This is a genomic window from Desulfobacula phenolica (assembly GCF_900105645.1).
Taxonomy (GTDB): Bacteria; Desulfobacterota; Desulfobacteria; order Desulfobacterales; family Desulfobacteraceae; genus Desulfobacula; species Desulfobacula toluolica.
In genome coordinates, this window is record NZ_FNLL01000009.1 from 144,098 (window position 1) to 158,818 (window position 14,721).

Annotated in this window: 7 protein-coding genes; 1 reads left to right on the top strand and 6 read right to left on the bottom strand. The window is 43.7% G+C overall.

Annotated elements, in window-relative coordinates; translation table 11 throughout:
* The first annotated feature begins 2 nt into the window (after nucleotides 1-2).
* The gene (locus BLT94_RS15340; protein WP_092235922.1) at nucleotides 3-3,881 is read left to right on the top strand and encodes a class I adenylate cyclase; all 3,879 of its coding nucleotides are present in this window, start codon (nucleotides 3-5) and stop codon (nucleotides 3,879-3,881) included.
* Between the two features lie 40 nt (nucleotides 3,882-3,921).
* Here BLT94_RS15340 and BLT94_RS15345 read toward each other — a convergent pair whose 3' ends face one another.
* The 6 genes from BLT94_RS15345 to uvrA all read right to left on the bottom strand — a co-directional run bounded on the left by BLT94_RS15345 (nucleotide 3,922) and on the right by uvrA (nucleotide 14,715).
* Nucleotides 3,922-4,398, bottom strand: a complete 477-nt coding sequence (locus BLT94_RS15345; RefSeq protein ID WP_092235925.1) for a tetratricopeptide repeat protein — start codon at nucleotides 4,396-4,398, stop codon at nucleotides 3,922-3,924.
* Nucleotides 4,395-6,719 carry a penicillin-binding protein 1B gene (gene mrcB, locus BLT94_RS15350; protein WP_092235928.1) on the bottom strand — a complete coding sequence of 775 codons (2,325 nt, stop codon included), beginning with the start codon at nucleotides 6,717-6,719 and terminating at the stop codon, nucleotides 4,395-4,397. The genes BLT94_RS15345 and mrcB overlap by 4 nt, the downstream gene beginning before the upstream one ends.
* A 98-nt stretch (nucleotides 6,720-6,817) precedes the next feature.
* Nucleotides 6,818-7,483, bottom strand: coding sequence for a DUF4126 domain-containing protein (locus BLT94_RS15355; protein ID WP_092235930.1), 666 nt, complete (start codon nucleotides 7,481-7,483; stop codon nucleotides 6,818-6,820).
* Between the two features lie 316 nt (nucleotides 7,484-7,799).
* Complete coding sequence (locus BLT94_RS15360) at nucleotides 7,800-10,526, bottom strand: molybdopterin-dependent aldehyde oxidoreductase (RefSeq protein WP_092235933.1); 2,727 nt, start codon at nucleotides 10,524-10,526, stop codon at nucleotides 7,800-7,802.
* A gap of 481 nt (nucleotides 10,527-11,007) precedes the next feature.
* A complete protein-coding gene (locus BLT94_RS15370) occupies nucleotides 11,008-11,763 on the bottom strand; it encodes a phytochelatin synthase family protein (protein WP_092235936.1) in 756 nt (251 codons plus the stop codon).
* 9 nt (nucleotides 11,764-11,772) lie between these two features.
* Complete coding sequence (gene uvrA / locus BLT94_RS15375; protein ID WP_092235939.1) at nucleotides 11,773-14,715, bottom strand: excinuclease ABC subunit UvrA; 2,943 nt, start codon at nucleotides 14,713-14,715, stop codon at nucleotides 11,773-11,775.
* Between the last annotated feature and the right edge of the window lie 6 nt (nucleotides 14,716-14,721).

The window sequence follows — 14,721 nt, forward strand, 5'->3', positions numbered from 1 at the left end:
CTATGGAATCTTCTGCCACTTATTTTGATGTTGAGAATTTTGAAGCCCAATGGGAGCATTCAAATGAAAAGCAGAAGGTTCAAATTATTAAACAATCCAGATATTTCAATCCCTCAATTGTAATCGTTCCGGTATTGGCCGGTTTTTTTTCCAATTCCGTCCTGATAAGAAATTATGCAGTAACCAATCTTGAATTCCTGCTGAAAAAAATTGGGATACTTCTGTCTGATCAAGCAAGTCCGTCCCGTTATAAAGAAGGTATGAAAGAATCTGCTCTTGTCAGTGCAAGGATTTACGCTCGGATGTCGCCTGAAACACCTTCCAAAGAGTTGAATTCCTTTTTCAAAATATTATTGGAGTTGGGTGGAAAGGGTCCAAGCTTTGCTTTTAAGGCATTGTATAAAGGGTATATTAATTTTAATTCCATGGAAAAAAGTATTGCAGATGTTTCGGAAACCGACCGCTTCGCTTTTGTAGACCAGTACCTGCAGGCTCGACCGTCAGTGAGGTTGAAGTATGGAGAGGCCTTTAAAAATATTTTAAATTCCATTACATCAAGATCTTCTGTGGTTGAATTTTATGCGTCATTATTTGACCGGCATCAGGATGCAGACCCTTTTTTACAAAACATTCAAATACCTTTGAGAAATCCTAAAACCATAATGGAAAAAGAAATGGTTTCAAAAGAGTCAACAAAAAAAATACAGGGTCTCAAAGCATTGTCCATGCTGTTAAACAGGGTTCCTTCAAAAATATTGCTGGTTTATTTGAACCCGGAAGAAAAAATTGATGTCAGAATTGCTATTTATAACATTGTTGAAAATTCATCCATAGGGACATACTCAGATCTTTTTGATTCAATATTGAAATTATTTGCGCAGTCCAAAGCAGATGAAACAATGCACGCATTCAAGGCAATGGTAGCGACCGGCAAACTGCCAATATACAAGTTGCTGGAAAAAGTCAAAGAGCTTTATCCTTCCTTGCTTCCTGTTATTAAGAATGAAATTTCCACCTTGTCAAAAATGTCTTTTCTTTTTATCCAGGATATTGCGCTGAACAAAGAACACTATACCAAAGGAGTAAATCTTGACATAAATCTTGCCTGTGTTTTCGGCATGATTAAAAAACGGCCGGAAAGAATGGTGGGAATTTTTCAAAAGGCTGCCACTGACTCAAAAGATATCTCGAAAACAGAAGTGATCAGATTTGTCAATAAAATTAAAACCCTGTTGTCAAATGAAAAAAAAAATATGGAGTCGGATTTCTTACAGGTCATTTCAACTGTTTCCAATGAAAAACAAACATTAAACAACAAACGTCTGTTTCATAAATTCTTTAAAGATCCGGTTGAGAAGAAACTTGGAATTTTAAAACAAAATATATCTTCCAAGAGTATTGATTTTCAAGGGGGCAAAATATCGTTTCAAAACTTGTCGGAAAAAATCTTTAAATCTTCTCCCATATTTTTTAATAAAAGCACGATTCAAAATTGTGACCTGTCTGATGCGTGTTTTTCTTTTGCCTTTTTTAATAGCTGTGTGATTTATGATGTCGACATGCGAAATACAACCTTTGAAAATGTTTCATTTGATAACGCTGTTTTGATCAATGTCGATGCAGAAGGGGCGGTATTTAAAAATTGCAGCTTTCATGCCGCTTCAATTTTTAATTCTAATTTTAACAATGCCAAGATCAAAGACGGTATTTTTATAGAAGCTGTTATATCAAAGTCTTTTTTTAATAATACCGACTTGTCGTATTCGTGTTTTGCATATTCAAAAATCTCCTGGGTGTCGTTTTCAACAGCCAATATTAACCAGGTTGATTTTTCCGGTGTCAAGGCCAGGTTTTCCCGTTTTCCTCACAGCAACCGAACCGTTACAACGACGGAAGCCATAGATTATAATGCACGAAAATATCAACTCACATTTGAGGATATCCCCCAAATTAATGATACGATCTTATCTCAAATTAATCTGCTGATTTTCTGTGAATTTACGCATTATGGTGAATTAAAATTTCTAAAACAGAACAAGCTCAGCCTGTTGACGGCTTATGACATATTCAAACCAAAACAGGCAGACCTGTTCAGGATTATCCCGATTCTGATCCATGAAAACATTGATTTTCCCCTGCTCGATATTGTTCCTGAGCAGACGCCGTGTGGCATTTCAGATTATGTGCCGTCCCTTGAAGCCCAGTCGGTCTGTACAAGTTATATGAACAATGCAAAGCTGATCGTGAGGCGGCATTCAGAACCAGCCATCCAGGGCCTTTTTACAATCGGCAGTGTAGGGTCCATTGCCCAAACTTCTGAATCGGATATTGATTACTGGGTTTGCATTCAAGAATCAGTTCTAACGCCGGCTCAAATAAAACTATTAGAAAAAAAACTGCTGATGCTTGAAAAAATGGCATGGGATAAATTCAATATTCAGGTAACTTTTTTTATCGTGGATGTAACAAAGGTTAAAAACAATGATTTTGGAGATTCCACCATAGAAAGTTCAGGATCAGCACAAGCCGGCCTGTTAAAAGAAGAATTTTACAGGACCATGATTTATTTAGCCGGAAAGATTCCACTCTGGTCGGTATTGCCTACTGCCGTAAGCCTTAATTATTACGCTGATATTGGAGGTAAAATTTCCACAAATGATCCCCAGGACAGGTATGTTGATCTTGGAGATATCCATGAGATTTCACCGGGTGAATACTTTGGCGCGTCAATATGGCAAATGTTCAAATGGCTTAAAAGTCCATTCAAATCCGTTATCAAAATGGCCCTTTTGGAAAAATATATTTTTGATTCCGGCCAAGAACTTTTATTGTGCAACCGATATAAGAACGAATGGATGAATACCGGTTCCTATTTGAGACTTGCGCAGAACGATTCTTATTATTTTTTAATGAAACATCTTGTGGCGTTTTACCAAAAAATTGATGACAAACATTCCGTCAATCTTTTACTGACCTGTTTTTTCCTTAAACTGGGTGTTGCAAAAAAAAATCAGATTGAAAATACGGTTTTTGGTTTAAGAAAAATTTTGTTTCTAAAATGTATGGATACATGGAATTGGGATATCAACAAAATTTTTGAGGTTGGTAATTTTAGAAAGTGGCCCTATAAAAATATTGTCAGGCTTTCAAACTCCCTTGAAAAATATATTCTTCAAAAATACAAAAAAGTTAAAAAATCATTTGAACATAACATCCGCGAAAGCTCAATGATTTCCCATGAAGACCGGACAGTCTTGGAACACAAGGTTAAAATCGAATTTTCAGACCAGCCAATGAAAGTGCGGAAAATACTGCTTGTTTCCAGGAGTGACAGGCATTTTTATGGGCTCTATTTGAAATTCATTAATAATGATTCCTCTAATGGTGAATGGCTTTTGTTCAATAAAAATCCTAAAGCTTTGCATGATAATGAAGAAACTTTGATTAGAGCCAAAACTATTGAAGAAATAGGGGCATGGCTGATTGTAAACGGGTTGTATTCAAAAAATACTATTATTAACCTTGTTCCCAATCCCTGCTATGTTACCTTTGATGAAATTAAGAATCTGTATGAAAATATCCATGATTTTTTCTATCCTCTGATAAAATCAGCTGTCGGGTTTGACCAACTGCTTGCATACCCAAATAAAAAAGCCCTTTTTGTGTCGGTTAATTTTTATGTGCCTGAAAAGCAGAAAAAAATTATACATTACACTGCTCTCTATGTGAATGACTGGAATGAAGTTTTTTGTAAATCCTTTTTTGCTGATCAGGGATTTATATCCATTGCACATGTTAAAAGGGATCTAATGTTTAAACTCAGAACAAATAAACTGCCGTCAAAAACTGTTTTTTATTTTTCAAAAGGAATTGAAAAATAAGGGGATTTAAAAAACATTTCAGGTGCCTGTGTATCCTGTTTTACCGTGCATTTTCATAGGCGGCTTCAGCTTCCTGAATCCGGCCCTGTTTTTTCAGCGCATCACCTATGATCCGCCAGTTTCTTTTTTTTAGGAAAGGCATGCGTGCGGCCATGGCATTGGATTTTCCGGCAAAATATTTTGCCTGCTGAAAATTGTTCTGCATCTGTTGAGCTTTGGCCATAAGATGCCAGATGATAGGGTCCTGGCCGTCAATATCAAGGGCGCGTTCCAGTGTTTGAAACGCAGCTTCGGGTTTATTGGATCGAAGTTGATTTTCAGCCGTATGAATCATTTTTGAAAGAACGGCTGGCCGGGGGGTGTTCCGGGGGGACGCGGGCTGCCGGGTTCCGATTTGAGGCAAATTTTCAGCCGGAAGGGTTGAGGGCGGTTCTAAGGCCCGATGTTGTGCACAGGAAATCATAAAAAGAGTCATAAAAATACAGAGTACCCATTCAAAACAAGGATTTTGTTTCATTTAAAAATCTCTTTCAGCCAGTCCATCAAAATGTTTGGCTTTTTTGCTGTTTCTTGATCATTATACCGGGGGGGGGCGTCTGAAGTGCATGAATGCAAAAGGGTTGGCGTTGACCCTTTGAGAAAAGGAACCGCCATGGCATCGGGGCATGTCTTTTGGGTTAGATAACCTGTTTGGGCATCAATGACAGCCCACTCCACATTTCCAGGTACCGGCAGATCCAGGGGAACATTCGGAATCCAACTCATGAGACGCCCGAAAACCTGCAAAGCCCCGGATGATCCGGTAAGTCCGGCAGACCGGTTATCATCTCGGCCTATCCATACGACCGCCAGCCGGTTCCCTGAAAAACCGGCAAACCAGCTGTCCTTAAGATCATTGGTGGTTCCGGTTTTTCCGGCTATGCCCAGATCATCGGATACCCATTTTTTCAGGGATTTGCCGGTGCCTTCCTTTACGACAGCCTGAAGCATTTTGTTTAATAAAAAAACAGCTCCCGGATCAAGACGTTGTTCAATGGTCAGCGGATATCGTTGAAGTACCTGACCGTCCGGTCTGTAAATAGAACGGATGCATTTGATCGGTGTAAAAAAACCGCCGGATGCAAGGGTATGGTAAGTTTGGACCACCTGGACCGGTGACATCTCAAGGCTGCCCAGAAGAACCGAAGGAAAGACAGGGACTTTATGGTCAAGACCCATTTTTCCAAGCGTGTCTAAAACAGATTCAACCCCCAGTTCCATGCCCAGTCTTACGGTGGATACATTAAAGGAATGAACCAGGGCCTTATACAGCTTAACCTGTCCGTGGTATGTTTTATCAAAATTTTCAGGGCTCCAGTAACTGCCGTCCGGGTTCGGCATCTTGACAGGGCTGTCATCAATCGGTGTGACAAGGGTATAGGTGCCGGGACGTTCCAGTGCCGTAAGAAATACCGCCGGTTTTATCAGGGAGCCAATGGGTCGTTTTGCATCCAGGGCACGGTTAAAACCCTTGTATCTGAAGTCCTTTCCTCCCACCAGGGCCTGTACTTCGTTGCTGGCCCTGGAAGTGACCACGACACCGGCTTCAAGGTTGCCCCTGTCCGTGGTTTGTTTTAAAAAATCAGCCACGCTCTGTTCTGCGGCCAGTTGAACCTGGGGGTCCAGGGTGGTGAAAATCCTTATGCCCATGGTTTTAAGATCGGCCTCCTTGTATTCCCTGAGCAACTGCCGTTTGACCAGATCCAGGTAAAACGGAAACGGGGAATGACCCCGGACAGGGTTGTCAATAATATCCAGAGGGGCTGCCAGAGATTGTTGCAGCAGGGGTTGGGAGACAAGTCCCTGTTTTTCCATCATTTCCAGAATAAGATTGCGGCGGTCTATGGACCGGTCAGGATATCGCCTGGGATTATAAACCGAAGGCCCCTTCAGCATTCCGACCAGTAAAGCGATTTCATGGGGCCTCAGATCCGACAGGGATTTTCCAAAATAAAAATCAGCGGCCAGCCCGAATCCGTGAATGGCCCGGTTGCCGTCCTGACCAAGGTAGACCTCGTTCATGTATGCTTCCAGGATATCGGCTTTGCTGTAATTAAGTTCCAGCGCGGCAGCCATGATCATCTCATTGATCTTGCGGATCAAGGTTTTTTCTTTGGTTAAAAAGAAATTCCTGGCCAATTGCTGGGTAAGGGTGCTGGCACCCTGGGACATGCGCCTGTTTTTTAAATTGACCAGCATGGCCCTGAAAATTGATTTGGGATCAATTCCGTAGTGGGAGTAAAAGGTCTTGTCTTCGACACAAACGATAGTATTTCCCAGTAACGGCGGGGTCTGGTCAAGCGTCACCAGGATGCGGTCTTCCATGGATGACGGATAAAAACCTCCGACAATGACCGGGTCCAGGCGCTGTATTGTTTTGTCGGTAAGGTCCTGGAAAGTTTGTAAGTTCACCACCCGGTTGTTTTCAATTGTAATGCTAAACCTGCGCTCCGGAAGTTTTTCATCACCAAAATCAAACGACCGGCAAAAAAGTTCAAACCTGTTTGCTGTGCGGACATATTTGCCCGGGGCATCCAAATCATTCACGCTCCCGGCATGCTGGTATCCCATGAGGATCAACTCTTTTTCAAACAGATCCGGGGCCAGGGGCATGCCAGGATATAGTTCCAGGGGACGGGCATAAACCCAGGCCGGCAATTCCCATAACCTGCCCTCAAATTTTTTTTGTACTACTGTATTGAATTGAGAAAAACGACCATAGATTACTCCCCCAAGAGCCAAGCCTATAAGACCAAAGCATAGAAGGCACACAACTAAAATCAGACACCATTTTTTCATTTTTGTTTTCTTTATCTTTTTTTTTCACATGACCCATTCATATGGATGGGTATCGGAATATTGCAAAAGACGCAAGATCCATCCGGATATTCCGGTTTTTATACCTGACCGGACTTTTTTGCAGTTCTGTCATCAGAGGAAATTGTACCAAGTGTTGTTTTTTTTTTGAAAATAGATCCCAGAAAACGAAAAATTTTTTTTATTCCGCTCCAGATTTTTGGAAGAAGCCAGAGAGCAAGACAGATAAAAACAGCCAGCAGCACTAGGAAAATTACGGGGTGCTGTAACGCAGCCCAGACACCGGCAATAACAGCGACATCTTCAACTATTGATGCGGTCCAGTTGCTGAAGGGTTCCGGCGAGGTGTTGATCAGCAAACGGGTGCCTGACTTGGTCACATGACTGCCGGCTGCAAGGCCGCCGCCCATAATCGCTGCCGCCATTGCAACCGCAGGGTTTACATCCCCCACGGCACCTGCTGCCAAAAGCACACCCGCAGGAATACGGATAAAGGTATGAAGCGTATCCCATCCCGTATCCACACCCGGAACTTTGTCTGCAAAAAATTCAACACAGTACATGAGTCCTGCAGCACTCATAACCATGGGGTTCATTAGAATTTCAAGTTTTTGAGGCAAAACAATATTGTCTGTTAAGCCCAGAAAGCCCAGCACAAGAATTGTAGCATACAAATTGATCCCGCTTGCCCAGGCCGCACCCATGGTCAATGAAAGTGTTTTAATGATCTGGTCAAGTTGTTCCATAATACGATGTCCTTTCTATAAAATTCTCATGAGACTCAATAGTCCTGCTTGCTTTTGCCTTTATCATGCCCACTGTTTTTCATCTGTCTGATCTCCTTCGTGTTTAAAATATTATTTATTTTAACCCTTCTTATAGAACAATGACACTGAAAATTTCAAAAAAATCAAGATTATTAATTTCAGCATATAATGTTTGCCTGATTTCTGACGGGTTATAAGCTTTATTCTTCTAATGCTTACAACCCGGCAGGTAATGCAAATTGCCGCAAAACCGACACTCAATGTTGAAAATTAAAAAACCGGACAATTTCTTTGCTTACATTGATTTTAATTTTTTGAGTATCTTTTCAGGTAATGCAGGAAGTTTTCGAATGCGAACGCCGCATGCATTATATATGGCATTTATAATTGCGGGATGGGGCGCTGTAAGGGGAAGCTCACCAACACCGGAGGAGCCGAAAGGCCCGCCTTGTTTTCTGGGCACGGCCAGGTGTATCAGTTCCATGTCATCTGGAATATCTTCAATATAAGGCAGTCCCGCTCCACTCAAAGACGAGTGCTTTTTAATATTTTCAAAATTTTCAGACAGAGCAAGGCCGATGCCCTGGGCAAGGCCTCCGTACATCTGTCCTTCCACATTGGCAATGTTATTTATTTTTCCGATATCTGAAACAAAAGTGAATTTTTCAACCTTGACTTTTCCCGTTGTAATATCCACGGCCACCTCCGGCATAAACAGGCCGTACATCAATGCCCCAAATGGGTTTCCCTGGCAGTTTTCATCGCACATGGTGCCGCCGGTGTTTGTCCATGTCCCGGTATATCGGACCGGAATTTTTTCGGCAATCATCTGATCATAGGTTCTGAAACTTCCATCTTCTTTTTTCATGGCATCAAGCAGAATCTCACACCCGTTTAAAATAGCATTGCCTTTTACAACCTGGGAACTGCTTCCCGATGCTGCACCCGCATTCGGAGCCAGGGCAGTATCGTTCATCACAAGTTTAATCTGTTCGGGTTTTAACCCAAGTTCCCGTAAAGCTTCATGAGCCGTTCCAAGCGCGCCAATATCAGCTCCCTGGCCATGGTCTTCCCAGTTGTTGTAAAGTGTGATGCCCTCTTGGGTCAACTCAATTATAATATCCGCTGTATCCGGTCCGTCATGGGTTGCGCCAAACACACCAAGGGCAATGCCCACGCCTTTTTTAACCGTTTCAGTGGATTCTTGTTCTGCTTTTTCAAGGGCAGCCTGATATTTTGGCCGTATGGTTTCTATCATAAGGGGGTAAACATAGACATCCGGTTTTTGCCCAAAAGGAAAGGTATCTCCCTCACGGATCACATTCATATAGCGAAACTCAAGGGGATCAATGCCGATCTTTTTTGCCATCTCATCCATTAAAATTTCAGTTGCAGTATAGGCCTGGGGCGCTCCAAAAGCCCTGAATGCAGAACCCCAGGTCTGGTTTGTGCAGACGGTATGGCCTATACCGCGGATATTGGGAATTGCATAGTTTGCACCCATGAACTGTGTTCCACGCTGTGTGAGGCGCTCTGAGAACTCAGAATAGGGGCCGTGATCCACATAATATTTTGTCTCCATTGCGATGATTTTCCCATTTTTATCCACACCTAATTTCATGTGCATGTCAAAAGGGGAACGATTGGGGGTGTAGCTGATGGTCTGGGCCATGTTATAGGCCAGGAATACCGGTTTTCCCGTTGCCAGTACTGCAGCGCCGATGATTGCCTCGCAGGTGATACTTAATTTATATCCAAATGACCCGCCTGAATTGTTCTGTATTATTCTGATATTCTTTGCCTCAAGTCCAAGCCCCGGAGCCATCTGGGCCTGGTGAAAATAGATCCATATACTTTTTGACTGAATGGTCAGACGCCCTTTTTCATCAATATAACCAAATCCGACATCAGGCTCCATAACAAGGTGTGGCTGGCGCTGAAGATAATAATCCCCTTCCACTACATGGGCGGATTTTTCCATGAGGGGTGCGGTCTCTTCGCCTTTTGCGATTCTTTTTTCATTATAGAGGTTTGGGGTTCCCGGATGAATTTGTATGGAATCCTCTGCAATGGCATCCATGGCGGACATGTAGGCCGGCAGTTCTTCAAGCTCAAGTATGACGGCTTTGGCTGCTGCATCCGCATGTTTCTGAGTGTCGGCACACACAAGGGCAACCACATCGCCATACATGAAAATTTTTTCATCACAAAATATGGGCCGGTCAAATCCATCCTGGCAAAAGGTCGGCTGTCCTGTAATTCTATTGGTGCCTTTAACATCCTTTGCCGTAACAACCTTATAAACTCCGGGCATTTTTTCAGCCCTTGACAGGTCGATTTTTTTTATGACGGCATGGGAAAGTTTAGATTGTACCATTGCGCCATAAAGTGTGTCATCAGGGAGTTTATTCCTGAAATCTTCGCCAAAATCCCAGGTGCCGGTTGCTTTATAAACCGCACTGGGTCTTGGATAAGAGGTTCCCCATACTTCGCCTTTTTTACCTAAAAGAGATGAAAATTCTTTCATTTCAAGCTCGCCCCTGATAACCTTTGCAGCATCTATGACAGCATCAACAATCTGTTTGTATCCAGTGCAGCGGCAAGCATTGCGGTGTTTTTGAAACCATGTTCGAACTTCCTGCCTTGTCGGCTCAAGATTTTTATCCAGAAGCGCTTTTGCACTCATAATAAAACCCGGGGTACAGAAACCGCATTGTATGGCACCGGTCACTGCAAAAGCCCATTGAAGGGGATGAAGCTTGTTTGCATCACCTAAACCTTCAATAGTAACAATTACAGAATTATTTGGAACTCTATCCCAGTTGGTAATACATGAACGTACCAGTTTACCGTTAAGAATAATATTGCATGCACCGCATTGTCCTTTGTTGCAGCCCACTTTTGTGCCGGTAAGCCCGAGATTCTGACGGATTACTTCGGCAAGGCCGGCCTTTGCATCTGCGATTATGGTCCGGGGAATGCCGTTTACATAAATTTTTTTGTTAAGATATTCTTCAGACAAATGAATTCTCCTTTTTATAGAAAAAATTTTGCAAACAAAACCCCCCGACTTTCATTATGTCTGTGGGCAAAACCGCCAAACATGCGGTCTGGCTGTGGCATTGATATGAAAGTCTTATCAACTCCAATGGCAACTTTATTAATAAAGCAAATTATATGCCTTGGATTGTTTTTTAATGGAATGGTTGTATTAGTCTTAAAACCTTTAAAGACAGGGATGGCGTGAAAATTAATTTGTTTGAAACAACAAATGCTTCATGCATATGTGCATTATGCATGCAGTAATGCATAATACATCCAAAAACCCTTTAATCTTAGACTACTAAGATCGCAAAAATCGCATATTGAGATTAGAAAATATGCAGCAGTGCATTTTATGTTGATCTTTTTGCATATCTCTCTATAGCTGATTATCCTGCCACTATAAGCATGAAAACAGTTTGATTTTAAAACATTAAAAATGTATTTTCATACAATAAGCCTTAAACCCGGATAAAAACATATCCGCCTTCTCCATATCCGAATCTTCTGAAGATGGGATTATAATTGCTGGACAATCCTTTGTAAAACAGATCAAAGGAAACCTGGTAGGGACATTCTTGGGACGGATCAACATCAAGGAGGGTCACGGTTCCGGATTCAGGGTCAAATCCGCCCACAGGTGAAATATGGGGGATGTGAAGATCCCGGACAAAGCATCCCTGGTCAAAATGGGAAATGATCAGGCAATTGCCCGCTGTTTCAAACTGTTCAAGCCTGGCGCGCAGACGGTCTTTGATTTTTCTTGACTTGATTGGATCACGACTTGCCTGGACCGTCTCAAGTGATTGATATGAAATTCCATATACTTTGAGGCTGGTTTCGACCACCTGGCCCAGGGTCTGGAGCGGAAGCCCTCTTCGCCCGTTATAGCCGTTGTCACTCATCCGCTCCTTCCAGTGCGCGGTTCTAACAGATTCGAGCAAATTCTGCTGGCATAACGGTGTTCCGTTCAAATGGCCTTGTCTGTCAAGAAGGGTGTTCACCACAGACACAACCGATGCCACCGAGCAGGAGGCTTCATGGAACTGCTTGACATGGTGACGGAACAATCCGTCTTTCAAACCATTACCAGTATTTTTGTATGCGGTTTTAATATAAATTGCCTGATCTCCACCAAACGTGCCTTTCCGGGCAAGCTTCTGAAACATATACTGGCTATACAGATACGGGCGGATGACCCATCTAAAAAGAGACATGAGATTCTTTCAGCTTTTATAATTGTTTAATATTTGTTTCAAATACTTGCCGGTATGGCTTTTAGAGGATTGTGCAATTTTTTCAGGCGGACCTTCAGCAATGATTTCTCCCCCGCTGCTGCCCCCTTCCGGCCCAAGATCAATAATCCAGTCGGCAGTTTTAATAACGTCCATGTTGTGTTCAATAATGATCACGGTGTTGCCCGAGACTGTCAGGCGGGACAAAACCTTCAATAACAGCCTTATGTCCTGGAAATGCAGGCCTGTTGTGGGTTCGTCAAGGATATAGAGAGTGTCCCCGGTATCCCGTTTGGCAAGTTCCCTGGCAAGCTTGATCCTCTGGGCTTCCCCGCCGGAAAGGGTGGTGGCTGCCTGTCCCAGCTTAATGTAGGACAGCCCCACATCCATCAGGGTATCCAGTATGTTTGTGATTTTCGGGTGACTTGCAAACAAATCCCTTGCCTGCAGCACAGACAGGTCAAGAATATCTGAAATGGAATGATCCTTATAGGCAATTTCAAGTGTAGCCCGGTTGAATCGCTTTGCGCAACACACGTCACATGGAACAAATACATCGGCCAGAAAATGCATTTCCACCTTGATATATCCGTCGCCTTTACAGGCTTCGCACCGGCCGCCTTTGACATTAAAAGAATATCGTCCCTTTTTGTACCCGCGCGCCTTGGATTCGGGCAGCAGAGCAAAAAATTCCCTGATATGATCAAACACCTTGGTATAGGTTGCAGGATTGCTCCTGGGAGTTCTGCCGATTGGCTTCTGGTCGATATTGATAATCTTGTTCAAATGGGCCAGCCCCTTGATCTTGCCATGTCGGCCCACTGTCATTTGAGAATTGTGCAGCTTGACAGCCAGGGCAGGGTACAGAATCTGATTGATCAAGGTTGATTTTCCCGCACCAGACACTCCTGTAACCGCAACAAGCAGCCCCAGGGGGATATTTGCCGTTATCTGTTTTAAATTGTTTTCTTCCGCCTTGACAATGGAGATCCATTTGCCGCCTCTGGCTTCAGGGCTTTTTCTTTTTTTAGGGATATTGATCCGTTCTTTTCCCGTTAAAAACCTACCTGTTATGGAGGCAGGGTTGCGCCGGATCTGTTCCGGAGTTCCCTGAGCCACAATCTGGCCGCCAAGGTGTCCTGCGCCCGGGCCGATATCCACGATCCAGTCTGATTCTTCCATGGTTTCCTGGTCATGCTCTACAATAATCAGAGTGTTACCGATATCCCGCAGATGATGAAGGGTTTGCAAAAGCTTGATATTATCCCGCTGGTGCAGGCCAATGGACGGTTCATCCAGAATATAGAGAACCCCGGTCAGTTCCGATCCAACCTGGGAAGCCAGCCGAATTCTTTGGGATTCGCCACCGGACAAAGTCGGGCCGCTCCGGTCAAGGGACAGGTAATCAAGACCTACATTTACCAGGAACCCCAGCCGGTCCGAGATCTCTTTGAGCAGTTCCTGGGCAATCAGCCTCTTGTTTCCGGTCATGTTCAGTGTGTTTATAAACTCATAAGCTTGTTTGACGGTCATGGCGGTCACATCCATGATTGACTGCCCTTGGATATGGACATTAAGAACCTCGTCTTTCAGGCGTCTACCATGGCAGGCAGGACAGGTGCTGGCCGTCATAAACTTTGCGTAATATTTTTTTTGTCCTTCCGACTGAGTGGTTTTGTACCGCCGGATCAGGGTATGGATCAATCCTTCATGGGTTCTTGTGAATTCACCCTGGATCTTGTGTGAATTCCAGTTGACGGTCATCTCTTTGTTCTTGGAACCGTACAAAAGAAGATCACGGTCTTTTTTGGGCAGTTTTTTCCAGGGAATATCAAAGTTGATGCCCCATTGCTGCTCCATGGCCGTAAGCTGGCTCATTCCCCAGGAATTGTCATTGGCATACCGGGGATTTTTGATAAAATAATTTTTCCAAGGTATAACTGCGCCCTGCCTGATACTCAAGTTTTTGTCCGGGACAATCTTATCCGGGTCCATGGACAGAAGCGTTCCAATCCCATTGCACTCCTGGCACATGCCAAGAGGGGAGTTAAAAGAAAAAATCTGGGGAGCAAGTTCCGGGTATGCAATACCGCAACAGGATCTGGCCTCGCTCATTTTAAGGTCTTCGCGTCCCAGCATATGAACAATGATCTGGCCACTGCCCAGCTTGAGGGCGTTCTCCACCGAATCGGTCAAGCGCTTCTCAAACGCCTGGGTATTGGTCACCTTGAGGCGGTCCACCACCACTTCTATGTGGTGCTTTTTATTTTTTGCAAGGGTCTGGACATTTTCAAGATCCTGCACCACCCCGTCCACCCTGACCCTGGCATATCCTTGTTTTTTCAGCTCTTCAAGCCGCTCTTTATGTTCACCTTTCCGGTTTTCCACAATTGGAGAAAGTATCAGGATTTTTGAGGCGTCGGGCAGAGAAAGGATCTGGGACACCATGCTCTGGGCATGGCCCCTGCCCACCTTTTGTCCGCATGTACAGCAGTACTGGGTCCCGACCCGGGCAAACAGCACTCTGAGGTAATCGTAAATTTCCGTAATGGTTCCCACAGTGGATCTGGGGTTCTTGCTGGCCGCCTTTTGTTCAATGGCAATGGTGGGGGAAAGCCCCCGGATGGTGTCGTACTTGGGTTTTTCCATCTGTCCGATAAACTGTCTGGCATAGGAGGAAAGCGATTCAACATACCTTCGCTGACCTTCGGCAAAAATGGTGTCAAATGCAAGACTGGATTTGCCGGACCCGGATACCCCGGTAAACACCACCATCTTTTTTTTGGGGATGTCCACATCAATGGTTTTAAGGTTATGTTCCCTGGCTCCTTTGACTATAATCCTGTCAAGCTCCTTGGAAGTTGAACCCAAGATGCTTTCATCTGCATCTTCTGTCTCAATCAGTGATACACATATTGAACCGCTGTTTTTCATAAGACT

Bases quoted from the DNA above. Each gene is read 5' to 3' on its own strand.
- BLT94_RS15370 (WP_092235936.1), bottom strand. From the start codon at position 11,763: ATGTCTCTTTTTAGATGGGTCATCCGCCCGTATCTGTATAGCCAGTAT.
- BLT94_RS15355 (WP_092235930.1), bottom strand. From the start codon at position 7,483: ATGGAACAACTTGACCAGATCATTAAAACACTTTCATTGACCATGGGT.
- BLT94_RS15340 (WP_092235922.1), top strand. From the start codon at position 3: ATGGAATCTTCTGCCACTTATTTTGATGTTGAGAATTTTGAAGCCCAA.
- uvrA (WP_092235939.1), bottom strand. From the start codon at position 14,715: ATGAAAAACAGCGGTTCAATATGTGTATCACTGATTGAGACAGAAGAT.
- BLT94_RS15345 (WP_092235925.1), bottom strand. From the start codon at position 4,398: ATGAAACAAAATCCTTGTTTTGAATGGGTACTCTGTATTTTTATGACT.
- mrcB (WP_092235928.1), bottom strand. From the start codon at position 6,719: ATGAAAAAATGGTGTCTGATTTTAGTTGTGTGCCTTCTATGCTTTGGT.